The 23721-nt window shown below is 39.0% G+C and carries 20 protein-coding genes; 3 read left to right on the top strand and 17 right to left on the bottom strand.

Annotation, left to right across the window (positions count from 1 at the left end):
* Positions 1 to 67: 67 nt before the first annotated feature.
* From nusB to nrdR, 6 genes are all read right to left on the bottom strand, one after another.
* Positions 68 to 535: a transcription antitermination factor NusB gene (gene nusB, locus AC2INI_RS03610; RefSeq protein WP_122035845.1), complete on the bottom strand. Its 468-nt coding sequence runs from the start codon at positions 533 to 535 to the stop codon at positions 68 to 70.
* Positions 535 to 1005, bottom strand: coding sequence for a 6,7-dimethyl-8-ribityllumazine synthase (gene ribH, locus AC2INI_RS03605; RefSeq protein ID WP_122035847.1), 471 nt, complete (start codon positions 1003 to 1005; stop codon positions 535 to 537). Before ribH ends, nusB begins: the two co-directional genes overlap by 1 nt.
* Positions 1006 to 1154: 149 nt before the next feature.
* Positions 1155 to 2264 carry a bifunctional 3,4-dihydroxy-2-butanone-4-phosphate synthase/GTP cyclohydrolase II gene (gene ribBA / locus AC2INI_RS03600; protein ID WP_122035848.1) on the bottom strand — a complete coding sequence of 370 codons (1110 nt, stop codon included), beginning with the start codon at positions 2262 to 2264 and terminating at the stop codon, positions 1155 to 1157.
* Between the two features lie 37 nt (positions 2265 to 2301).
* The gene (locus AC2INI_RS03595) at positions 2302 to 2958 is read right to left on the bottom strand and encodes a riboflavin synthase (RefSeq protein ID WP_122035850.1); all 657 of its coding nucleotides are present in this window, start codon (positions 2956 to 2958) and stop codon (positions 2302 to 2304) included.
* 3 nt (positions 2959 to 2961) lie between these two features.
* Complete coding sequence (gene ribD / locus AC2INI_RS03590; RefSeq protein ID WP_486305367.1) at positions 2962 to 4083, bottom strand: bifunctional diaminohydroxyphosphoribosylaminopyrimidine deaminase/5-amino-6-(5-phosphoribosylamino)uracil reductase RibD; 1122 nt, start codon at positions 4081 to 4083, stop codon at positions 2962 to 2964.
* A gap of 1 nt (position 4084) precedes the next feature.
* Complete coding sequence (gene nrdR, locus AC2INI_RS03585) at positions 4085 to 4534, bottom strand: transcriptional regulator NrdR (RefSeq protein ID WP_060993574.1); 450 nt, start codon at positions 4532 to 4534, stop codon at positions 4085 to 4087.
* A 178-nt stretch (positions 4535 to 4712) separates the two neighbouring features.
* Between nrdR and AC2INI_RS03580 the strand changes: the two genes are divergently transcribed.
* Together AC2INI_RS03580 and AC2INI_RS03575 are read left to right on the top strand one after the other, a co-directional pair.
* Positions 4713 to 6701, top strand: coding sequence for a methyl-accepting chemotaxis protein (locus AC2INI_RS03580; RefSeq protein ID WP_486305366.1), 1989 nt, complete (start codon positions 4713 to 4715; stop codon positions 6699 to 6701).
* A gap of 84 nt (positions 6702 to 6785) precedes the next feature.
* On the top strand, positions 6786 to 7112 hold the full coding sequence (locus AC2INI_RS03575) for a hypothetical protein (RefSeq protein WP_122035855.1): 327 nt from the start codon (positions 6786 to 6788) through the stop codon (positions 7110 to 7112).
* Between the two features lie 75 nt (positions 7113 to 7187).
* On the opposite strand, the gene AC2INI_RS03570 is transcribed toward AC2INI_RS03575, so the two are convergent.
* Together AC2INI_RS03570 and glyA are read right to left on the bottom strand one after the other, a co-directional pair.
* A complete protein-coding gene (locus AC2INI_RS03570) occupies positions 7188 to 11675 on the bottom strand; it encodes an SslE/AcfD family lipoprotein zinc metalloprotease (protein WP_486305365.1) in 4488 nt (1495 codons plus the stop codon).
* A gap of 255 nt (positions 11676 to 11930) precedes the next feature.
* Positions 11931 to 13181, bottom strand: coding sequence for a serine hydroxymethyltransferase (gene glyA, locus AC2INI_RS03565; RefSeq protein ID WP_045101444.1), 1251 nt, complete (start codon positions 13179 to 13181; stop codon positions 11931 to 11933).
* A gap of 345 nt (positions 13182 to 13526) precedes the next feature.
* Between glyA and AC2INI_RS03560 the strand changes: the two genes are divergently transcribed.
* A complete protein-coding gene (locus AC2INI_RS03560) occupies positions 13527 to 14135 on the top strand; it encodes a YitT family protein (protein WP_122035858.1) in 609 nt (202 codons plus the stop codon).
* A gap of 81 nt (positions 14136 to 14216) precedes the next feature.
* Here the strand turns inward: AC2INI_RS03560 and AC2INI_RS03555 are convergent, their stop codons facing one another.
* The 9 genes from AC2INI_RS03555 to AC2INI_RS03515 all read right to left on the bottom strand — a co-directional run bounded on the left by AC2INI_RS03555 (position 14217) and on the right by AC2INI_RS03515 (position 23638).
* Complete coding sequence (locus AC2INI_RS03555) at positions 14217 to 14543, bottom strand: MliC family protein (protein ID WP_486305364.1); 327 nt, start codon at positions 14541 to 14543, stop codon at positions 14217 to 14219.
* Positions 14544 to 14613: 70 nt separating this feature from the next.
* Positions 14614 to 15582, bottom strand: a complete 969-nt coding sequence (locus AC2INI_RS03550; protein WP_486305363.1) for an ABC transporter ATP-binding protein — start codon at positions 15580 to 15582, stop codon at positions 14614 to 14616.
* The gene (locus tag AC2INI_RS03545) at positions 15579 to 16586 is read right to left on the bottom strand and encodes an ABC transporter ATP-binding protein (RefSeq protein WP_122036163.1); all 1008 of its coding nucleotides are present in this window, start codon (positions 16584 to 16586) and stop codon (positions 15579 to 15581) included. The genes AC2INI_RS03550 and AC2INI_RS03545 overlap by 4 nt, the downstream gene beginning before the upstream one ends.
* A 74-nt stretch (positions 16587 to 16660) precedes the next feature.
* Complete coding sequence (locus AC2INI_RS03540) at positions 16661 to 18505, bottom strand: extracellular solute-binding protein (protein ID WP_486305362.1); 1845 nt, start codon at positions 18503 to 18505, stop codon at positions 16661 to 16663.
* Between the two features lie 39 nt (positions 18506 to 18544).
* Positions 18545 to 19597, bottom strand: a complete 1053-nt coding sequence (locus AC2INI_RS03535) for an ABC transporter permease (protein ID WP_122035865.1) — start codon at positions 19595 to 19597, stop codon at positions 18545 to 18547.
* Positions 19598 to 19600: 3 nt separating this feature from the next.
* Positions 19601 to 20629 (bottom strand): ABC transporter permease subunit, encoded by a 1029-nt coding sequence (locus AC2INI_RS03530; RefSeq protein WP_122035866.1) that lies wholly within the window; start codon positions 20627 to 20629, stop codon positions 19601 to 19603.
* Positions 20630 to 20891: 262 nt separating this feature from the next.
* Positions 20892 to 21059, bottom strand: a complete 168-nt coding sequence (locus AC2INI_RS03525) for a hypothetical protein (protein WP_162922540.1) — start codon at positions 21057 to 21059, stop codon at positions 20892 to 20894.
* A 165-nt stretch (positions 21060 to 21224) separates the two neighbouring features.
* The gene (locus AC2INI_RS03520; protein ID WP_122035868.1) at positions 21225 to 21956 is read right to left on the bottom strand and encodes a DUF3726 domain-containing protein; all 732 of its coding nucleotides are present in this window, start codon (positions 21954 to 21956) and stop codon (positions 21225 to 21227) included.
* Positions 21953 to 23638: a hypothetical protein gene (locus AC2INI_RS03515; RefSeq protein ID WP_486305361.1), complete on the bottom strand. Its 1686-nt coding sequence runs from the start codon at positions 23636 to 23638 to the stop codon at positions 21953 to 21955. The genes AC2INI_RS03520 and AC2INI_RS03515 overlap by 4 nt, the downstream gene beginning before the upstream one ends.
* Between the last annotated feature and the right edge of the window lie 83 nt (positions 23639 to 23721).

Here is a 23721-nt window from a genome sequence, read left to right as displayed (position 1 = left end):
TTTTTAGTTATAAAAAAGGCCAGCGATTAGGCTGACCTTTACTATTAATTAGTATGCTAAATCCAACTTACTTTTTACGTAATGTTGGAGCCGCTTTATCTAATACACCATTTACAAATTTGTGGCTATCTTCTGCTGCGAATACTTTTGCAAGTTCAATCGCTTCATTGATAACAACTTTGTAAGGTACATCGTCACGATTCATCATTTCATAGATAGACATACGTAATAACGCAAGTTCCATCTGATCAAGATCTTGAAGTGGACGAGATAAGTATGGACGCATTTTACCGTCTAACTTAATGTGGTTAAGAGCAACACCAGAGAAAAGATCGCGAAAATACGCTACATCTGTATCTGGAGCTTGTAGCTTAGGCTCTTTTGCATGATGCTCTTCTTCATCATACTTATCTGCAGTTAAAAACTGCTCTTCAATATCAGCAACATTTTCTTTGCTTAATTGCCATGAATAAATTGCTTGAAGCGCAAATTGACGTGCATTACGACGTGCGGCTGGTTTCACACTAACCCCCATTAGGATTCGATTTGAGACAGAACATTAATCATTTCGAGTGCGCTTAGTGCAGCCTCTGCCCCTTTATTACCAGCCTTGGTACCGGCGCGCTCGATTGCTTGATCGATAGTATCTACAGTCAGAACACCAAATGCCACTGGAATGCTATATTCCAGAGATACTTGTGCTAGACCCTTATTACATTCACTACATACATAGTCAAAATGTGGTGTACCACCACGAATAACAGAACCCAATGAAACAATTGCATCATATTTTGCTGTTTTAGCTACTCGTTGAGCAACTAACGGTAATTCTACGGCGCCAGGGCAGCGAACAACTGTGATGTTTTCTTCAGATACTTGACCAAAACGCGTTAATGTATCGATAGCGCCTGAAAGTAGACTTTCATTAATAAAGCTATTAAAGCGAGAAATGACAATTGCAATTTTCGCATTAGGAGCAGCAACGCCGCCTTCAATTACGTTCATAAGCCTTCCTGTATCTATATTATTCCAATTAAACTGGGTAACTATTTTCAACTACGTATTCATAGTGAGAATCGCCGGATTCTATCACAGCTTTGTGACAAATATCTAATTATTTGGGCTCTATTTACACAATAGAGCCCATCAATACGCTATTTTGAAACGTATTCAACCACATTAAGGCCAAAGCCTGATAATGAATGGTAACGCTTTGAAGACGATGATAACAGGCGCATATCAGAAATACCCATATCAGCTAAGATTTGAGATCCGACACCAACGCGGCGTGACGTACCTTGCTTCTTAGCCATCGTCGGCGCTTCACCGCTATCTTGACGCTCTAGTACCTTAATTTTATGCACAATGCTATCAGTTGATTCTTCATTGCCTAAAATCACAAGTACGCCACCCTCATCTGCAATACGTTGCATTGCCGTTGGTAGTGTCCAGCTGCGTTCAGCACAGCGATCAGAATGAAGAATATCAGTAAACGTATCCTGAAGATGCACACGAACTAATGGTGCAGTACCTGACGTATTTTCTTTCTTCATTGCATAATGAAGTTGATTATCAATCGTGTCACGGTAAGTAACTAAATCAAAATCACCAAATTCTGTTGGTAATTTACACTCAGCAACACGCTCAATCGTTGTTTCATTGTCGTTACGGTATTCAATTAAGTCTGCAATTGTGCCTAACTTAATATCATGCTTTTCAGCAAATACTTCTAAATCAGGGCGACGAGCCATTGTGCCGTCATCATTTAAGATCTCAACAATAACACCGGCTGGTTCAAAACCTGCTAAACGCGCTAAATCACAACCTGCTTCAGTATGTCCTGCACGAGTTAGTACACCACCTTCTTGTGCTGCAAGAGGGAAGATATGACCAGGTTGAACTAAATCTGCTGCCACTGCATTTTTTGCCACTGCCGCTTCAACCGTACGAGAACGATCAGCTGCTGAAATGCCTGTAGTTACGCCTTCAGCGGCTTCAATAGAAACCGTAAAGTTAGTCGTAAACTGTGCGTTATTATCTTGCACCATTGGTGGAAGACCTAGATTTTCACAACGATCTTTCGTCAGAGTTAAACAAATCAAACCACGACCATGTGTTGCCATGAAATTGATTGCTTCTGGTGTTATTTTTTCTGCTGCAATGATCAAATCGCCTTCATTTTCACGATCTTCATCATCCATTAGGATAACCATCTTACCTAAACGAATATCTTCAATAATGTCTTTTGCTGAGCTAATTGCCATGTGAAATACCTTTAATATATTAAGTTAGGTTAAGTGGTTATTTTAAGAAACCTGATTTTGCCAAAAGATCCATCGTAACAGAAGACTCAGGTTGCTCTTCTTTCTGTCCGATCACAAGTCTTTCTAAATATCGAGCAATGACATCCACTTCTAGGTTCACTTTTTGACCTACAGAGAAATTGTCCATTGTTGTTTCAGCTGCCGTATGAGGGACAATCGTCAACTTAAATGCATTTTTACGTAAATCATTAACCGTTAGACTTATGCCATCAACCGTTATAGATCCTTTTTCTACCACGTACTTGGCTAAACTTTGTGGTAATTGGATCCAGAACTCAACCGCTCGACCTGTTTGATGGCGTTCAATGATTTCACCAACCGCATCAACATGACCAGAGACAATATGACCACCAAAGCGAGTGGTTGGTAACATGGCTTTTTCAAGATTCACTTTATCGCCCGCTTTGTAATCAACAAAACCGGTACGTTTTAAAGTCTCTAACGATAAATCAGCAGTATAGGTATGCCCAGTCATTGCAACGACCGTTAAGCACACACCGTTGGTGGCAATGCTATCTCCAAGCTTTACATCGCCCATGTCTAATTTACCAACATTGACGGTAACACTAATGTCTTCACCTTTTGGAGTGATAGCCTGAAGTGTTCCTATTGACTCAATAATTCCTGTAAACATCTGTTACCTTACTATTTTTGCTGTAATACGAATGTCTTTTCCGACCATTCGAACATCCGTAATGTCTAAGTCTATTGCTTCAGACATGGCTTTTAATCCAACTAGATTCAATAAGCTGCGTCCATCAGCACCCATAAGCTTAGGCGCAAGATAAATGATCAACTCATCAACTAAATTTGCTTTTATCATGCTTGCCGCTAATGTCGCACCTGCTTCGACCCAGATATGATTAACGTTATATTCTTGTGCTATTTTATCTATGACTTCAGATAATATCAGCTGTTCGTCATCGCCTACATTGCAATGAAGATGACTTTCTTGAGCAGCTACGGAGTGAGAAAGCTGAGAAGAAACGGTCGCAACCTCTCCCTCTGTCATAAATAACTTAAGTTCAGGAGTTAGCTGGTGTTGGCGATCTAAGATAATACGTAAAGGCTGTCTTAATGCTTCTTTTGGGTAGGATTTTTGTATCGATACAGGAAGATCTTCCCAACGCACATTCAATGAGGCATTATCTTCAATCACCGTTTTCGATGTAGATAAAATAGCCCCTGATTGAGCGCGATAACGCTGAACATCTTGTCTCGCTTCTTTTGAGGTTATCCATTGACTCACCCCATTTTCCAAAGCCGTTTTTCCATCAAGGCTGGCAGCCATTTTTAATTGAACAAATGGTTTCTTTGTTTCCATTCGTTGTAAAAATGAAGGGTTTAGGGCTCTAGAATCTGCTTCTAATAAACCTGAGGCGGTCTCAATACCAGCAGCATTTAACATAGCTAAACCTCGTCCTGCGACTTGAGGATTTGGATCAACCATGGCACAAATAACTTTACTTACTCCAGCGTTAATTAACCCTTCAGCACAAGGCGGAGTTCTTCCGTAATGAGAACAAGGTTCTAACGTAACATACGCAGTAGAACCTTTGGCATTTTCACCTGCTTGACGTAATGCATGAACTTCCGCATGCGGTTCGCCCGCTTTTAAATGCGCTCCCTCTCCAATAATCTGTCCATCTTTAACCAGCACACAACCAACGTTTGGGTTTGGGGCGGTGGTATAAATACCTTGCTTTGCCAGTAAAATGGCCTTTTGCATCATTTGGTGATCTTGGGAGGTAAATTTCATGTTATTTCTCTAATTTTGCGATTTCTTCACCGAACTCTTTGATATCTTCAAAACTACGATAAACCGAAGCAAAACGAATATATGCCACTTTATCGAGTTCTTTCAATTGGTCCATAACCAGATTACCAATCATATCTGATGGTACTTCTCGTTCACCTGTTGCTCGTAATTGAGATTTAATGGTATTTAATGCTAACTCAACTAAATCTGCACTAACAGGGCGCTTCTCTAATGAACGATATAACCCACCTGACAGTTTATCTTCATTAAACGGTTCACGATTGCCATTTGATTTTATCACTTTTGGCATCACTAACTCGGCGGATTCAAAGGTAGTAAAACGTTCATTGCACGCTAAACATTGACGACGACGACGTACTTGATGGCCATCAGAAACCAATCGCGAGTCAATGACTTTCGTATCTGTTGCGCTACAAAATGGACAATGCATAGTTGCCTCCTATATTTTTTTATTTAGTGTACAAGAAAAGCAGAACTGTGCCTATGCTCAAGTGATTAAGCAACGATATATGTTAGTGTTATGTCAATAAAAAAACACTAAGTAACTAAAGTGTCAATATATATTGCCGATGTTATTAAACACACCTATTTTTATTCTAAGGCTATCTATGACGTTATCTATTTTAAAAAGCATCAAATACCGATTATTAGTCATATCGTTATTACCTACATTAATCATTTCTGCATTTTTAATTCAATTATTTAATCAGGAAAACAGTAATGTCCATAATGCGAACTTTTCACTAGAAGCGGTAACCCTTTTTAATTCTCTTGATGATGTTGCTCATAGCTTTGCCGTTGAACGAGGTTTAACTGCAGGGTTTATTGCCTCTAAAGGTACTTCAGGTAAAGATAAGTTAATTGCCCAGCGTAAAAAATCAGATGATGCCGAACAAGCACTCCGTAGTTTTAACGCTGAGTTTTTAGATAAAGAGATGGTGAACCTCGTACTGTCAGACATTATTAAGCAGTTAAACAATAAAAATAACATTCGCTCTCAAGTTGATAGTCTATCAATTACAGACTCTCCTTTCGTTTATTACTCTACATTGAATCAATTATCTCTCGACTCTATCTCTGTAATTATAGGAAGTATCGATTCTCAAGATTTACGTAATGAAATGTTAGGGTTATCTGCACTTTTACAAGTAAAAGAAGAAGCAGGTAAAACACGAGGAGCGTTAAATGGTGCATTCGCAGGTAAGAAATCTAGCTTAGATAAGTATGCAGACATCAATAATTACCTTTCAACAGAATCACTTGCTATTCGTAAAGCCAACTCTGTGCTCTCTTCTCATTTTATTGAATTACTAGCCTCAGCAACTCGTTCAAATACATGGAAACAGGTTTCTGATATTCAGCAGAGATACCTATCTCAAAAACAAAATTTAGTCTCGTTAGATGGTCCAAATGCGAATGAGTGGTTTGCTCTTGCCACACAACGAATTGGGCTTATTAAGGGGATCACAGATAGCATATCTCAAGATCTGAATACCGCAGCAAATGAGAACATGAGCCAAGCAAAACTTAATCGTACTATTTATATTGCGATTGCCCTGCTGTTGATTCTTCCAATTACCCTTATCAGTTTCACCACCGCACGTTCAATCAGCCAGAGAATGGCCTCTTTTAGTCGTCGAATCAATGAGATTTCAGCAACTAAGAATTTAACGCTAACGCTTGAAGATAACAATGAAAACGAATTTGATCATATTGCCAAAGATATTAATTCATTAATTGAAAGTATTTCATTACCACTTCGAACGGCTCATACTGTAGCCTCTCAAACTCAAAATGAGCTTAATTTATTGAGCCAACACCTCCAAAAAGCAACTAAATCAAGCCAAGCGACTTTAACTCACTGCGATAGCATTGCTACCGCCATGACTGAAATGGCTCAAACAAGCTCTGAAATTGCAGGCGTAACAAACAGCGCGAATGAGACAACAACCGAAGCAACAAACAATGCGACAGAATGTAAAAGTCACACGATTAATACCGCTGATATAGTGAATGATTTACATCGCAGTATTATTAATACCCACGAGCACGTTGAACACTTAGGGCAACAGACTCTTAATGTTTCTGACATTTTAGATACGATTACTGCGGTATCTGAGCAAACTAATTTACTTGCTCTAAACGCGGCTATTGAAGCGGCTCGAGCAGGAGAACAAGGTCGAGGGTTTGCAGTCGTTGCCGATGAAGTAAGAAAGTTAGCTCAACGAAGCCAGGAAGCTACCAGTGATATCCGTCAATTATTGGATACAATTGGTCATAGTGCTAAACACTCATTTGCTTCAATGGAAGAGAGCAAAACACTAAGTGCAAAAACTCAAGATAGTGTAAATTCTTCAACAGCCTTTATTGATTCATTGCACTCTGCTGTTTCTGAAATCGACAATTTTAATACCAGTATCTCAGCGGCTACATTAGAACAATCTGAAACAGCAAATGCGGTAAATGCGGATATTGATGATTTAGCATCGCTAGCAAATGGAACCAACGAGCTTATTCATCATCTTGAAACGGAAATGCAGCATATAGAACAAACAATGGCTGAGCTAACCTCTCAAATTAACACCATTAAGGTTTAGCTCTGATTTATTTGATTGAAACTCGCATTCAGTAGATATACACGATATATTTATAAGATAATGTAGCTTAAGGGAATTATCATAATGAAAAAAATCAGTTTAACGTGTGTGTTTGCACTAGTTTTAGCTGGCTGTAGCAGCGCACCAAAACAACAAGACAATTATCAAGATGCCTCTTTTGAGCTATGTAATACTGAAGTGAAAGTATATTCAGTTAGTGATGATGGCCGTGTTCGCATCATTTGTAGCGACGGTTCTAAATTCCAATTAAACAATGAGAAAACGCTAGATATCATGCGTGATATTAACGTTGATTACTGTACAGGTGAAGGTCTAGGTAAGTTTAATGAAACAAGCCGTTACTACACTTTCCAATGTAAATCTGGCGCGTTGATTAATATTAATAAGTAAGTTTTTATTTACTTACTTATTGTAAAAAGCCCCCGAACTTTATGGTTCGGGGGCTTTTTTTGTTATGACTTCCTATTAATTAGGTAGCGTGTTGATAGTTAGTGGACTTACCTTTGGTTTAGGTAATGTTAAACCAGACAACAGGTTAACTGTACCTGTGACACCACCAGAATATGTCTTCGAGCCATCAGTATTGGTACTTGATGTTTCACCAACGTTCCATGTTTGGAAGAATTCACTTAAGTCATAACCAGACACATAAGAGCTACACACCATCAATAGATCACCACCAGATAAACCAGTTTGAGTTGAACTACAGTAATTCTTACCGCCATCCGTTTCTTTACCATCACGAGCTAAACGGTGCATCAGCTTGATCATATTCCAGCCTTGATCTTGGTTGTAGATAGTTGGTTTCGTTTCGCCATCAGCATACCAACGATCAATGTCGAAATGATTTTCAGCCCAAATCTTCAGTTGACCAAACATCACTAAACGAAGTCCAGCATCACCATGACTCCATGCGTGACCATTATTAGAGCTTAACCAAGTTGGCGCTTTTTGAATACTCGTTCTAATACGATCCATTTCTGGGTTAGCATTACGGCCTTCCAACTCTTGCATATACAGAGCTAGGAGGTTATTTGTTACTTCAGTACTACCCGGCGCCGAGAATGGTGCTGAAGCAAGGTTATGACCAACTTCGTGCCATACCAACCAATCATCAATTGCATTTGTTGGTATTTTATTTGAGTCAACATTAAATGAACTACTCATCACAGGGTAACCTGAATGCGCCGCACCAATCGAAATCTGTACATCATTCACAAAACGATGACGGAACTCTTTTAGTTCTGGATAAGTAAAGCGACGATGTTTACCATCTAGACTCACTTCATCACGACCGTAAAAATCACTTGCTGCATCAGCAAAGCGGTTCATATTTTTACTGAATTCATTAAGATCAGCTGTCTTAACGTTATTAAGAGCTGTAGTGTAAATAAATGAACCCGTATCAATTTCTGCGATTGGCGCAGTTGAAGAATCAGGTGTATTTACCCACTCACCAAGGTTACTCGCAGGATCTTTTTTCCACCATGCCGCTTTTTCAACACCGTCCAAATTAAATTCAGCGACTGTTGAAGCACCACTTAATGTTTCTGTCGGTTTAATATAAATTAAACCACCATAAGGAACTTTAAATGTTGTTGTATTACCATCGTGAGCAAAGCTCATCTGCATTCTAGGAGGACGGTTTAAACTTGTCTCGTGTTGTGGCTTACCTGTTAAATCATCCGCCATCATAACGGTAATCATTGCAGTTACACCATCACTAACCGTCACCTCACTTAATTGAGGTGCCCATAAGCCCGTTGATTGGTTATTTCCTGCTGAATAACTTACCGCTTTGCCAGCTGTTTCAATATTAACGACTTCAGATGTTGTAGCGCCAACGGTTCGACCAGGGTATTTAGTCGTATCAACCGTTATTTCATGATCCCAGAAAGAACGACCTAACATAATGCGAGTTAACGGTTTTTCCATGTAATTTAGTGGGTAACTAGGGTTCATTTGTCCCGCTAATTCACCTTCACCATGAATCATACCATTCGCGATTAATGTTGCTTTTAGATCGACCGGACAAGCAGCTTCTTGAGCATCAGTTTGATGTTGGTTATCTGTATAACAATTTAAGAAGTTAACCGCAGTTTTAAATCCTAATTCATCTTGAACATTAGGATCATAAGCGTATGGGTTATCGTTCCACATCCAAATTGAAAGATTATCGTACGTCTGATTTAGCTCAACGGTAGATAAACGTGCACCCTCCTTACCTTTAGTACGGTAATACATTTCATGCTCCATTAAAGCATTAAAATTGTCACCAAGGTTTGCAGCTTTAACCATGCTTTCTACAATATCTTGGTTCATTTGATAGCGATCAAAATCAGCACGCCCATACGCACCACGAACTTGTACACCATCACCTTGACGAGTTTCTATACAATTAAATTCATACTCATAAGAATGAGTACATAAAGGTGTTCCTTCAAATGCTTCTTGTAATTCAGATATAGCAGCTGCTCTTTCTTCACCATTCTTAACAAAAATGCGAGCGAACTTAGTCTCTACTATAGGAACGCCATCTTTATCTAATAAAGGGGCACCTTTATCATCACGTTTGATCATTTCATAAGTTGGAATTTCAAACTTAATCTTAGTTTCATCTTTAGTCCATTCAACCGAACCATCTTGATTTACTGTATACGGTTGTTGTCCATCGACATCTTGGAAGCGTTCAAGAACCACCATTTCATATTGACTCTTCACATGAAGATTGGGAGATGGCGCTTGACAGTAATATGACGAACCACAAAATGCTTGTGATGTTGGGGTAACATTACTCCCACCTAATGAAACACCAGCTGAATCAGCTAAACGTCCAATTGGTTCAGGGTTAGTCACTTTATCAATTGCATCCATAAATACAACACTGCCGCCTTCATTAATGTAAGTAATTAAAGCAGTAATATCATCTTGGCTTAGATTGGGATTTTCTAAATCAGCAATAAAACGATGGCTCATACCATCACCTTGAGGCTTAGGCGGATAAGCCTGAAGAATTAATAACGGCGTTTCACTTACTGATAAATGTCCAGAGAATCCATCCTTAGTTAACATTTTGACAAATGGTGAGAAACCAAAAGATCGGTTTACAAAGAAGTCATATTCTGTACCGTGTGATGTGCCAGGTTTAAGTAGTGTTGCTTTAGTAATATTTGTAGCAACATTAATATCTTTGATCGAGTTACCACCATTTAACCAAGTAAATAGATTAGAGAAAAAAATCCCCATACTTCCTTGATCATTACGCACATCATTTAATAAATAAAATGATGATGTACATTGTTGTGCCTCACTATCAATACGCACAAGTTCATGAGCCCAATAGTTATCAGGGCATGAAATAATGCTTGGGTACATGCTATTACCCATAAATACCACTTTACCAGAACCAATTTCGCCAGCGGTAACAAAAGGAAAACCAAAAGTAGCGTTATCTTTTGATACAAGAGGGATCGGCGGCATTTCTGTACCAGGATAAGTTGCAATATAAGGACGGCCTTCACGAGTCCATGCTTGCTGCTCTCCAAAAGGAATATCCTTATTGATATCCGCACGAGGCATCATAATAGGAAATGCTCGGTTAGATAAATTTAACGCTCGCATTCCTCGAGTATAACCCGTAGCACCATAAAAGCTGCCGTTGTCATTGAAGACATGAAAGCTAGTTACCCCACTAAATATTTTAGTTAGAGAATCGGTTACATAAGTACCACTATCTAGTGAGAATACATGTGAGATATCTGAAGAATAAAATGAGACTGGTTGCTGTTGTAACTCGGCATCAATAGCAGCAGTTAACCCATTTTGGAATTGTGAATCAAATTCATTAGGTAATAAAAACTCTGTTCCTTCAATTTTACCACCATTAGGTAAACTTAAATTAATCAGCTCGTTGATTACATTTGGGTAAAGGGAAAATGTCTCTTGAACTTTTTTAGAAATAACTAACCCATTATTGTTATTCTCTGCATAGCGTATAATTAACGATTGGATATTCGCTTTAACGATTGCATTATCACTAACGTCTGTGAGCTTATAACTAACTTGATTACCTGCAACACTACCAAATTCAAAAGTATCAATACCAAAAGTAAGCTTATCGCCCCACAAATATTCGAATTCACCATTTTCGTCCGTAATACCTACCGTATTGGCTGAAAAGAAATTAATTCCTGCCAATACGGTACCAGTATTATCTGTTAACTTACTTTTAGTTAATACTTTCGCTTCAGCACTTGGTTTATAGACATAGCTATTTTCTGCACTAGCAGAAACAAAGCCACTATTTAAATCATTACTTGTACCCGGTGTAACTTCAGGAACGATTAAACTATCAACATGAGATGACGGAGCTTTACCTATTTCATCCGTAGCTTTACCAGACACAAATATCTTAACTACTTCCTCGTCTTTTAAACTAGTTTCATTATAAATATTTCTAATTTCATCACTACTAACACGAGAAAGACAAATATTATCGGTGTTTTTACAATCACTAATTGATATAAGAACACTGGTTGCATTTTTACCATAAATGCCAATTACATCGAAACTATGAGGAACTAAATCTTCTACTGAAGTTTTTCCTTTTGATGGGAAAGGGGCTTTAAATGTCCCTAAAACCACATCATCCAATAAACAAGAGAATTCAACTCCTTGTTTAACAGTAAATGTCCCCGAACTTGTACCTAACTCAATGCCATTACATTCAACATCACCTATAACTGGTATTCCAGATGCTGCTAATGTTCCAACATAAGTAGCTGGCGGAATAATATCCGTAGGAGGAATAGGCTCAGGCTCCGGTGGGATAATATCTGTCGGCGGAATAATTTCAGGCTTAGTCGGGTTACCACCACCAAGCTCTATACTTTCCTGATTACAGCCAGCAAGCAACATTGATATCAACGATGCTAACAATAATTTTTTACTCATGATTCAACCTTTTAAAAGTGCTGAAACTAAACGTTCAGTTCACTGAGATCGAAACATACCACATTTATTTTTACTTATTCTCACAAATAATACAGAAATAGAATAAAAATCATGAATCAGAAATTCTTTCTCATGCTTATCATGAATTATCTGTACTTTAGTTCACAATTATTAACCTAAAAAATCATATAAATAACCAATAAAAAAGGCTAGCCCATCACAGGCTAGCCTTTTAAATTTAGTGTCGCGAAAGTATTAAGCGTATACAGGTAGACGCTTACAGATTTCTAATACTTTTGCTTTTGTTGCTTCGATAACAGACTCATCACCCATGTTGTCTAGAATGTCACACATCCAGCCAGCAAGTTCTTTCGCATCAGCTTCAGAGAAACCACGACGAGTGATAGAAGGAGAACCAACACGGATACCAGAAGTAACAAACGGGCTACGTGGATCGTTTGGTACAGAGTTCTTGTTAACGGTAATGTTAGCTGAACCTAGTGCCGCATCTGCTTCTTTACCAGTGATGTCTTTATCGATTAAATCAACTAGGAACAAGTGGTTTTCAGTAGAGCCTGAAACGATGTTGTAACCGCGAGCAAGAAACTCTGCAACCATCGCTTTTGCGTTAGCAACAACACGTGTTTGGTATTCTTTAAACTCTGGCTCTAGTGCTTCTTTAAATGCAACCGCTTTACCAGCGATAACGTGCATTAGAGGACCACCTTGACCACCAGGGAATACTGCTGAGTTCAGCTTCTTGTAAAGATCTTCACCTTCATTAGAAAGGATAAGACCACCACGAGGACCAGCAAGTGTTTTATGAGTCGTTGTTGTAACTACGTGAGCGTGTGGTACTGGGTTAGGGTAAACACCAGCAGCAATAAGACCCGCTACGTGAGCCATATCTACGAAGAAGTAAGCGCCAACTTTGTCTGCGATTTCACGCATACGCGCCCAATCACATACTTGAGAATAAGCAGAGAAACCACCAATGATCATTTTAGGCTTATGCTCTACTGCTAGTGCTTCCATTTCTTCATAGTTAATCTGACCAGCTTCATCAATACCGTAAGGAATAATGTTGTAAAGCTTACCAGAGAAGTTTACTGGAGAACCGTGAGTTAAGTGGCCACCGTGAGCAAGGCTCATACCTAGTACTGTATCACCAGCATTTAGTAGTGCCATGTAAACAGCGTTGTTCGCTTGAGAACCAGAGTGTGGTTGTACGTTTGCGTACTCTGCACCAAATAATTCACATGCACGGTTGATAGCTAATGTTTCAACTTTATCAACAAACTCACAACCACCGTAGTAACGCTTGCCAGGATAACCTTCTGCGTACTTATTTGTTAATTGTGAACCTTGAGCTTCCATCACTCGTGGGCTAGTGTAGTTTTCAGAAGCAATCAGCTCGATATGCTCTTCTTGACGTACTGTTTCTTCCTGGATTGCTGCAAACAAGTCTGCATCGTAATCTGCAATGTTCATATCACGCTTAAGCATCTGTATCTCCTGACTCAGATAAATATAAAACCCAAAAATAGCCCAGCGACGCAAACGATTACGTCACTAGTCTTAACTGCGATGTATTCTACATAATTTGATCTGGATCAGATACCCTAATTTGTATGTTTCTTTGTTATTTTTGTTGCGGATTACTCATTATCAACATGAACGAGACTCATAATATCCACTCATGTTGGTGTAACCTGTCAATTCTTAGCTTTACACTATGTAAAGGGTTTACTACAAAAACAGGCTTATATTTACGCTTAAATAATTGCATAAATTCAGAATCCTACTATTCTGGCGTCCATTATTTTGTTGGTATTAAATAGACTTATCGTTATGGAAAAAGTAAAACACACACACAAGGAAGATGTCATTGCTATTCTTACAGGCACTTTTCTCGTCTCTCAAGGCATTTTCTTTTTACAAGCAGCCGATCTCTTAACTGGCGGAACGACAGGACTTGCACTGTTAATTAGCCAAATGAGTGGGATCAGTTTCGGTATTTTATACTTCATTTGTAACTTGCCATTTTATGCTCTGGCTTGGCAGCGATTTGGAAAACGATTTGCACTAACTAGCCTAATTTCAGGTGGCCTTGTTTCTATCATGACTGATCATTTAAATATGATGATCTCGGTGGATCATATCAATGATATTTACTGCGCTATTGCAGGAGGTCTGTTGATGGGATTAGGGATGCTAATTTTATTTAGACACCGCTCAAGCTTAGGTGGCTTTAATGTCCTATGTCTTTTCATTCAGGAAAAATTTGGTATCTCTGTTGGTAAAGTTCAGATGGCGATCGATTTCTGTATCCTAAGTGCCTCTTTCTTCTTTATCACACCTTGGCTATTAGCCGTCTCTGTTCTTGGTGCTGTGGTACTGAATATCGTCCTTGCTATGAATCACAAACCAAATCGTTATATTGTAACTTATGGAAGCTAAATTAAAGCAGTAAACATTTAATACTAAAAAGGCGAAACATTATCAAATGCTTCGCCTTTTCTTTATTTCTCAAGTCAATAATTACTTGATTACTTTACAGTGATCTAAAACAACTCGTCCCAGTTCTAATCGTGCTTCATCGCCTTTTCCAAAAAACACTATCGCCGCACTAATGTCTGGCATTCCATCATCCGAAATGTACTTCATTCCTGATGCTGATACGGCACGCTTTAAAGCATAATCTTCTTTAGGCAGTTGCAGTAATGCTTTATCTTCATTAAACGTGATTTGAAAATTTCGCCCAGCGTCACATGCGTAATGAACAGGTTGTGCCGTTCCCATCTCTGGCATTGACGATGAACAGCCAGCGAGTAACCCTAGAGCCGTAAAAGCAAATAATTTCTTCATGATTTTCTCTCATACTTTTTTATTAACTATAGGATAAAACAAGCAAATACAGATGTTTCAAAAAAGATATTTATTTATATAAATGGCAAGCTACTTCATGCCCATCTTGGGAAATAATGTGTCTTAGCGGCTCTTTAGTAAAGCACTGACTTTCTGCTTTTGGGCAACGAGTTGAAAAACGACATCCTTTGGGAGGATTAATGGGAGAAGGAACATCTCCTTTTAAAATGATCCTCTCCTTTCCTCTAAACCTAGGATGAGTAACAGGTATTGCAGAAAGTAAGGCTTCGGTATAAGGGTGCTTTGGCGAATGATATAAGCTTTCTGAATCACCGTATTCGACAATTTTACCTAAGTACATGACAGCCACTTTGTCTGAGATATGCTTCACTACCGATAAATCATGAGCAATAAAAATCAACGCTAAGTTCATCTCTTTTTGTAAGTCTAATAACAAATTCACTATCTGAGCTTGAACAGACACATCTAAGGCTGACACCGATTCATCACACACTATCAATTTTGGCTTTAATGCTATCGCTCTTGCAATGCCAATTCGTTGTTTTTGGCCACCTGAAAACTCATGAGGATAACGAGTCACAGCGCTTACTGGTAAACCGACTTTAATTAATAATTCTTCTACCCACTGTTTACGCTCTTCTTTTGAACCGACGCCATGAATAACAAACGGTTCTTCCAAGATCATTTCAACGGTATGTCTTGGATTTAATGACTCGGTTGGATCTTGAAAGATAATCTGCATTTCTTGGCGAAGTGATCGCATCTCTTTATTGCTTAGATGAGTAATATCCTGACCTTCAAAAAATATACGCCCTGCAGTTGGTTCAAATAATTTAAGAAGGCTACGACCTAGTGTACTTTTACCACAGCCAGACTCACCGACGAGCCCGAGGGTTTCGCCTTTATTAACACTCAGCGAAACCCCATCAACGGCATGAACCACATATCCCTTATTAAAGATCCCTTTACCTGAATAAAAATGCTGTTTAAGCTCATCCACTCTTAATAATTCATTCATTTTATCACCTCATTATTAAGCACTAATGCGTTACTAAAATGGCAGCTTACATGGTGTAATAACCCAACTTCATTCATCATTGGAATTTCAGTGTCACATCTCTCCTGCTTGTATTTACAACGAGTAGAGAAACGACAGCCACTTGGCATCTCATTAAGTGAAGGGACGGTTCCTTGAATAGTCTCTAGTTCTGTTTTAGGTTGTAAGCTTAAACTTGGCATTGAAGACATTAAGCCTTGTGTGTATGGATGCTTGGGGTTATCAAACAACTCAAAAATCCCTGCTTGTTCTGCCACTCGCCCTGCATACATCACAACGACTTCATCACACACTTCAGCAACGACACCTAAATCATGCGTAATAAAAATGATCGACATACCTGTTTCATCTTGCAGTTTATTCATTAACTCTAAGATCTGAGCTTGGATCGTGACATCTAATGCTGTTGTCGGCTCATCACAAATTAAAATGTCAGGTTCACATGCCAAAGCAATGGCTATCATGACACGCTGACGCATACCACCAGATAAATTGTGAGGATATTCATGAAGACGAGAATCGGGTGACGGTATCCCTACTTTTTCTAGCATTTCTAAAGAATAACGAAGGCGCTGCTTTTTATCTAAATCTGGACGATGAAGTTCTAGCACTTCATTTATCTGCTTTCCTATGGTGTGCACTGGGTTTAGTGCGGTCATTGGATCTTGAAAAATCATCGAAATACGGTTTCCACGCATCTCATACAACTTATCAGGACTTAACTGAACTAAATCTGTCTCTCCATATAAAATTCGTCCTCCCACCACATTGCCATAAGGTTTTGGTAATAGACCCATAATCGACATTGCTGTGACACTTTTTCCGCAGCCGGATTCACCAACAATACCAATGGTTTTTCCTTTCGGCACTTGAAAACTGACGCCATCAAGTACGGTTACGGTTCCATCATCAGTTTCAAATTCAGTTACTAAATTTTCTACCGATAAAACAATTTTTCTATCCATATGCTTCTTCACTGTTTTATTATTTTTATCCATTTACCGCTAGGAGATCCCTCTCCTAGCTTTTAAATACTAACTTAGAGCTTATAGGTCTCATCAATAATGCTGACAGGCTCAAACGTTTTTCCTGATTTCATTGCGGCCTTCGTCTCTTTTTTCATTGCGTCATCAATCCAGAATGTACTGAAGGTTTGAGAGAATCCCCAACCATGGAATAAATACCCCGTTTGTTTGGTTGCCATATTTTCTGGCAATTTCATCCAACGCCAGTAACCTGCGCGAGCATAAGGAACCATGTAACCAGGAACAATGACGTTAGCATCCGCAATCACTTGTTGGATCTTACGAGAAAGGGCGCGTTTTTTCTCAATATCAAATTCATTCTTAAATGAATCAATCAAGCTATCTAACTCTTGAGAGGTAAAATTGGTAAAGTGGTTTGTTTGTGGTTTATTGGCATTGTCTGAATGAAAGTATTCCCAATAAGCAGGGATATCAGCGGTTCCCATATTATGAAAAGAGATGTCATGCTTTTTCTCAAGCACATATTTGAACATACTTGAGCCATCAATCAGGTTCAGTTCAAAATCTAAACCGGCCAGTTTTGCTCGTTCTTTTAAAACAGCAACACGAGGAGTGAATGTCTGTTGAGAGTAAGTCACTGCAAAGCTCAAACGCTCGCCTTTATCATTAAGACGAATACCATCAGACCCTATGTTAGTAAATCCTGCTTTTTCAAAATATTCGATGGCTTTTTTTGCATCAAATTTAGGAGCTTTAATCTCTGTATTATCATAGCCAATATGACCAAATCCCATCCCGTTAGGTTTACGAGAATAGTCTCCACGAAGGACTTTTTCGATCATCATGTCAAAATCCGTTGCATGCATAATGCCTTTGCGAACATTAATATCGTTCAGCATTGGTTTTGCCGTGTTCAGCCATAATCCTCCGGCTCCTACCGCAGCTTGGTTGTATACCCACGCTTTTTGAATATAGCCACTTTGGTAGTTTTTACCGTTAGATTTTTCATGCCACAGATCAGGGCGCACTAATCCAAATGAATCTAGATTTCCTTTTTCAAAATGTTTTAAGGCGATATCTGCATCACGGATCACCTTGATGTTTATTTTCTCAACGTTAAAGCGATTTTGATTGTATTTATTCTCATAACCCCACCAATCCTCACCCACATGTTTCAAGGTGATATTCTTACCCTTTTTAATTTTATCGATGTAGTAAGCCCCTGTTGTTGGCTCAGGTTTGAAGTTATATTTACGAACGAATTTGTCGTCGATACCGTCATTGTTTTCATCTAATTTAGGTTTGCCATAAAAATGCTCAGGGCGAGGCATTAGGTTGGTGTATTCAATTAACTCATCACGATTTCTTGGTTTTGCAGAGACGATTGCCACGGTATGCTTATCAAAGGTAATAATGTTCGAAATTTCATTGGTGAAAAAGTCATTATACCAAGGCGCAACAATGTCTGTTGAGCGCATTAGTTTAAGCATAAATTGGTAATCTTTTGCAGTCACCGGTTTACCATCACTCCACGTCGCATTAGGGTTTAATTTAAAATAAACCGTTTTATTATCATCTCCAAACGCCCATGACTGTGCCAAACCTGGCAGCCATTCACCCGTATTCGGATGTTTGATTAATGGGGGTAAGTTTGCCTCTAGTACCCACGCCCTAAAAGCGCCATTTGAATCTGGACCAACAGAGCGAAATGTTTGTGGAAAGCTCAATGTATAGGTTCGATAGGTTCCACCAAAAGTCGCTTTAGGTGAAGAAAACGTTGGGGCTGAATCGTTAGTCTGCCATTCTAAATTAGTGGGTAGATCGGCTGCAAAAGCAGTAAAGCTCAACAAAGCACTGGTTGATGCCGTTAATAACGTAAGTCTGCTTTTTATTGTCATAGATTCCTTCCTATTCTTATTATTTATAATCAAGTTACGCTATACGTATCTAGTGTGTTTTTTAGGATCAAACGCTTCTCGGATCCCTTCGCCAATGAAGGTCACCATGATTAATACCGTCACAATCGCCGTCACCACCGAGCTCGCTATCCAAGGTGAATCTAAATTGGATTTTCCTTGCTGCAATAACTCTCCCCAACTTGGTGTTGGAGGCATTAAGCCAAGGCCTAAATAATCCAAAGCCGTAAGAGCGGTAATATTTGCTACTATAGTAAATGGAGCTAAAGTCACAATCATCACCATGGTATTAGGTAAAATATGATGGAATAAAATTCGAGAATTAGATGCCCCTAGTGCTTTGGCTGCCATCACATATTCTCGGGCTTTCTCTTTATAGGTCATGGTTCGCATGTACCAAGTCATCCCCATCCAGCCAAACATGACATTAATTAGAGTGAATAGCATAAAGCTCGGTTTCATTATCGACACCAAAATCATGATGACGTATAAAAAAGGTACCATGGACCAAACTTCAATAAAGCGTTGGAAAAACAGATCAAACTTGCCACCAAAGAATCCCATCGCACAACCGACTGAAACGCCAATCGCATAAGAGATGACTAACGTAATTAAAGCAAAGCCCATAGCAATTCGAAAACCATAAAACAAACGCGATACAATATCTCGACCAATAGTATCGGTTCCTAAGTAGTGTTTTTCTTTGGCACTTGGCTCTGTCGGAGGGAAGTCCCCTGAAAAATCTTGTTCATAAGGATTCCAAGGTACGATTGGCATAATGACAAAGTTCCCTTTATCTTCTTGCTCAAAATGGGTCTGTAGATCTCTATAGTTAGTTTCATGGACATAATCTAAACCAAACGTCTCTCCTGATTTCACATCACCATACGTTGGAAAATGCCATTCACCTTGATAACTCACAAGCAATGCTCGGCTATTAACCAATACCTCTGCAAAAATAGAAAGCACGAGTAATAGCGATAACATGAGCAATGACCAATAACTGCGTTTAATCCCTTTAAATCTCTGGATCTTCTTTTGTGTTAGTGGACTTAAATTTAAAATAGATGACATACATTAAGCTCCAAATTTCACACGCGGATCAACCGCTGCAACACACACATCCGATACTATATTGCCAATCATTAGCATCATTGCATTGATTGCAAAAAGTCCCATAACAACAGGGTAATCTCTCTCTATAATGGCTTCATAACCAAGTAGGCCAATACCATCAATATTGAAAATAACCTCGATGAGAAATGAACCCGTCATAAAAAACATCAGTGAATTACCAAAGTGACTCGCAACAGGAATTAGGCTGTTTCTTAATGCGTGTCGACGAACGGCTTTTCTAAATGGCAAGCCTTTAGCAATGGCGGTACGAACATAGTCTGCCGCTAAGTTTTCCATTAAGTTATTTTTCATGGTCATGGTAAGCAATGCAAAATCACCGATGAGATAACAAAATAGAGGTAATACGGCATGCCACATAATGTCTTTTATTTGCTCAAATACTCCGAAGTCATCAAAATCATCGCCAACAAAACCACCCATTGGAAACCATTCCAATTGATAGCTAAACAAACTAATTAAGAAAACACCAATGACATAACCAGGTAGTGCAAAGCCGACAAAAATAGCAATAGAGGAGGTAGAATCAAGAATGGAACCGTGTTTTAAGGCTTTAAGGTAACCAAGAGGAATTGAAATTAAATAGCTTAATAAGAAGGTCATTCCCCCATAAAATAAGGAGACAGGTAAACGCTCTGCAATCATATCCCAAACAGGTTCATAGTAGCGGGTAGACTCACCAAGATCGAGAACCACTAATTTTGTTAACCAATCATAATAAGCTTCAAAAACTGGCTTATCTAAACCATAAAATGCATTAAGTTCTGCGATCTGGTCTTCAGATAATGCGTTATTGCCATCGGTAACGCTGCTGGTTCCTCCCGTTTCAGACGCCCCCTGCATTTGTAAACTTAAAAGCATACGCTCTACAGGACCACCAGGAACAAAACGCGTTAGCGCAAAGATAAGTAAGGTAATTCCAATGAAGGTTGGGACAACCAATAAAAGTCGTCTAAGTAGGTAAGATATCATCCGTGACTATTGCTCCAAATCTAATCTGCAGACTCCGCTGCATTTGTTTTTTATAATAGTTTTATTAACTTAGCTCAATAGCATTTCAACTACAATCAGAGCTATTGAGAGTGTAAGCGAGTTAACAGTTTGCAGAATAGTGAGAAAATTAGAAAGGGAAAGACGAGTTTTGGGCTCAGTGGTTAAAAAAGTATCACAAAATAAACCTCATTGGATTAGATTATCCACAAGGAAAAATAAAGGCCTACACTAAGCCAATAGTTTATTGAAATGGCATCGCGGTTAAGTGAGCTAATATATCTTGTTGTTGCTCATCGGTAAGTAGATCCCATGTATTTACGGTATTATCCGTCTGAGTGTCTTGCTCACTTAATGCTTTTGTTGTTTCTACTCCTGAAACTGCTTGGCTAGTATTGTCTAATTTATTCATAATAGTTCACCCAATCCTTAGTACTTATTCATTAAGTGTAAGTGATTCTGCGTTATAAAAAACACCATCTCTGTTTTAATTTTGAGACAAAACAAAAACGCCCATCACTTTCATGATGAACGTTTTGTATTCAGAGCTAAGCACTCCACTGAGTATCAGTAATAATTAAACCAACTCTCCTGCCCCTTTTAAAGACTGCTCACTGTTCTCAACTAAAATAGCGGTCGCGGTTTTTTTTAAACTTTCCCAATCAACGTCATCAACGGCAATGCCATTGCGCCATGCATTTTCTTGTGTAGCATGTAATTCGGTTGAATCAATGTGAATGCTATAGCCTTCCGATAATGCCACCACATCAAAATCTCTTATCGATAATTCAATCGTCATATCATTGAGATTTATACTATTTAAATCAACTCTATCCGATAGGAATAACTCAGGAGAAACACAACCTCGATTAAGTATATACAGCGTTCTCTTAGGGCTGGTTCCATTATCCCAAAACGCCTTACACGCAATTCCTTTCGCCGCTAGCTTTACAAGCTCACTGTACGCCAACCAACGGTTATGACATTTTTTAAGCGTGATGGTTAACTGTTTTTCTCCCACCATGTTTTCAACGGCATAATCAATTATCACAGGTAAATGACAAGCAACACTACCGCCATGTAAATCAACAACAAGGTGGCTTGAATCCATGCTCTTTATATCGGCTGGGCAATCTTCTTCTACGGTTAAAAATTGAGTCGCATTATTAAAATGTTTCACCCCATTCAAACCAATCATTTGTAGATCTGCCACCATATTCGCAATCACGTCCGCCTCTCCACACGTACGTCGCATACCTAAAAATGCTTTGTTCGTCACCGCGACAAGTTCATTATGTGAAACGATCATTGGCCTTCTCCTTTACTTGGCAGTAATGGGAATAACCACTCCCCATCATGGATTTCATCTAATAATGGCGCTCCCTGAAAAAACGTGACTCGAACCCAACGTTCAGATCGAGGATCAAACTTAGTTGCCCCAAAGACGGCCAATTTACAGCGTAATAAATGCATTGGTAAAGACGACTTATGCAGTACATTCATTTGAATATCACCCATCGCCTTATGTCCTAACGTCCACACTCGACGCGCAATGGCGCGATACTGAGGGTGTTCTACTAGAAATTCAGCCAGAGACATACTCGTTTCACACTTCATTAGTTCATGATAAAGGCGATACACTTGACGACCGATATCCAATGGTAACTCTCTGTCCTCTCCCTTCTCTTCTCCTCGAACACCTAATCGTGGCTCTTCTTTATCTTGTGAGCGATACCAAAACCAATAATTATTTTCTGCTTGAGTAAAATCGGTAGTAATGGCCCATTGATAACTATTTTCTAAGATAGCAATTAAGTCTTGGACCTTCTTGCCACTTGGTAAGGACAAGGTCTCACTGCAATTCATTTGCTCTTCAAAGCTATCCACTAATTCTGGGTGAACTTCCATTAAACAAGACAGTACTATCTCTTGTGCTTCTAGACTCATGTCACTTGAGTTCATCATCACATCTTGCCAAGTGCGGCTCTGTGCAAGAAGAGCATCTAATGCATTAATTAAAGACGTTAATTCTGATGCTGCAATGTGATTCAAGTTATCCTGAAGCTCATTAATCGTAATAACCTGCTCTAAGTGCTGTACTGATTTTTTCAACAAGTAACTAAGAGGCGCTTTCTTATTTAATGTAACTCTATGATGTAGAACTTCAGCCAGTGCCATCTCTCGAGCAAACATCCACTGATCAACAATACAAGGGTGGTTAATCAAATAAGGAGCCATCCCTAAGCCAGTCGCGTTGCCTACCCCAAGGTAGCGCTGCAGTTGACGATCTAAATTAACGGCTTTTTCTCCACCTTGCTCGGTTGCTAAATAGTGAACCCAATCTAAACTAAATTGGCGCAACATATAAACCGCACACATTTGAGCACTAAACGACTGATTAAAATCAGGGTTATTTTCCAGCAATTTAAAATCTGCAATGCCAAATTTACCATTACCATAAACAGCGGTCGTTCGAAGGATATAACCCACCTCCGCAAGCACTTTTTGGGCAGGTTGTTCCCCTTTAGCTAAATAAGAAACAAGATGTTCAAACACTCGTACACTTTTATTTGCTCTGGCTAACACCAATACATTATTCGGATTTCTTCCTGCTTCTTGCAATGGGACATTAGCTTTTAAGCGACTTAATAACTCAACATCCACATCTCCAAGAACTAATGCAAAGGTCACGTCCCACTTTTCAGCAATAACACGATCATTACGTTCTTCATCTGCTATCTCATCACAAAATACAACGAGGTGATAAGTGTGATTGCCCGTAACTAATTTATAAATAACATGACCAAAACCTTGGGGTGATAATTGCCATTCATGTTTAGTTACCTGCCAATTTTGTTGTGCCATTTTTCGTATTAAGCTACGAACAAAACTGATCCTATTTTGATGCATAGCACCCAATCTTTCCGGCGCCATGACAATTTCAGGTTTACGCAGATGAGTTTCAGCGTACGTTGAACGATGTGCATCCATGTTGCTCACCACCATTTCTAGTTATAAGTATATTGATAGGCTCTTTATTATCTTAGAGTCTTTATTAGAGCCGACTTGAGCGG

It is taken from the genome of Aliivibrio friggae (assembly GCF_057368515.1).
Note: the sequence above shows the minus strand (reverse complement) of the source record. Positions and strands in the feature narration are given on the sequence as shown.

Bases quoted from the DNA above. Each gene is read 5' to 3' on its own strand.
- AC2INI_RS03555 (WP_486305364.1), bottom strand. From the start codon at position 14,543: ATGAAGAAATTATTTGCTTTTACGGCTCTAGGGTTACTCGCTGGCTGT.
- AC2INI_RS03520 (WP_122035868.1), bottom strand. From the start codon at position 21,956: ATGATCGTTTCACATAATGAACTTGTCGCGGTGACGAACAAAGCATTT.
- AC2INI_RS03550 (WP_486305363.1), bottom strand. From the start codon at position 15,582: ATGAATGAATTATTAAGAGTGGATGAGCTTAAACAGCATTTTTATTCA.
- nrdR (WP_060993574.1), bottom strand. From the start codon at position 4,534: ATGCATTGTCCATTTTGTAGCGCAACAGATACGAAAGTCATTGACTCG.
- glyA (WP_045101444.1), bottom strand. From the start codon at position 13,181: ATGCTTAAGCGTGATATGAACATTGCAGATTACGATGCAGACTTGTTT.
- AC2INI_RS03515 (WP_486305361.1), bottom strand. From the start codon at position 23,638: ATGGATGCACATCGTTCAACGTACGCTGAAACTCATCTGCGTAAACCT.
- AC2INI_RS03540 (WP_486305362.1), bottom strand. From the start codon at position 18,505: ATGACAATAAAAAGCAGACTTACGTTATTAACGGCATCAACCAGTGCT.
- AC2INI_RS03570 (WP_486305365.1), bottom strand. From the start codon at position 11,675: ATGAGTAAAAAATTATTGTTAGCATCGTTGATATCAATGTTGCTTGCT.
- AC2INI_RS03580 (WP_486305366.1), top strand. From the start codon at position 4,713: ATGACGTTATCTATTTTAAAAAGCATCAAATACCGATTATTAGTCATA.
- AC2INI_RS03595 (WP_122035850.1), bottom strand. From the start codon at position 2,958: ATGTTTACAGGAATTATTGAGTCAATAGGAACACTTCAGGCTATCACT.
- AC2INI_RS03575 (WP_122035855.1), top strand. From the start codon at position 6,786: ATGAAAAAAATCAGTTTAACGTGTGTGTTTGCACTAGTTTTAGCTGGC.
- AC2INI_RS03545 (WP_122036163.1), bottom strand. From the start codon at position 16,586: ATGGATAGAAAAATTGTTTTATCGGTAGAAAATTTAGTAACTGAATTT.
- AC2INI_RS03530 (WP_122035866.1), bottom strand. From the start codon at position 20,629: ATGATATCTTACCTACTTAGACGACTTTTATTGGTTGTCCCAACCTTC.
- ribD (WP_486305367.1), bottom strand. From the start codon at position 4,083: ATGAAATTTACCTCCCAAGATCACCAAATGATGCAAAAGGCCATTTTA.
- ribH (WP_122035847.1), bottom strand. From the start codon at position 1,005: ATGAACGTAATTGAAGGCGGCGTTGCTGCTCCTAATGCGAAAATTGCA.
- nusB (WP_122035845.1), bottom strand. From the start codon at position 535: ATGGGGGTTAGTGTGAAACCAGCCGCACGTCGTAATGCACGTCAATTT.
- AC2INI_RS03535 (WP_122035865.1), bottom strand. From the start codon at position 19,597: ATGTCATCTATTTTAAATTTAAGTCCACTAACACAAAAGAAGATCCAG.
- AC2INI_RS03525 (WP_162922540.1), bottom strand. From the start codon at position 21,059: ATGAATAAATTAGACAATACTAGCCAAGCAGTTTCAGGAGTAGAAACA.
- ribBA (WP_122035848.1), bottom strand. From the start codon at position 2,264: ATGGCAATTAGCTCAGCAAAAGACATTATTGAAGATATTCGTTTAGGT.
- AC2INI_RS03560 (WP_122035858.1), top strand. From the start codon at position 13,527: ATGGAAAAAGTAAAACACACACACAAGGAAGATGTCATTGCTATTCTT.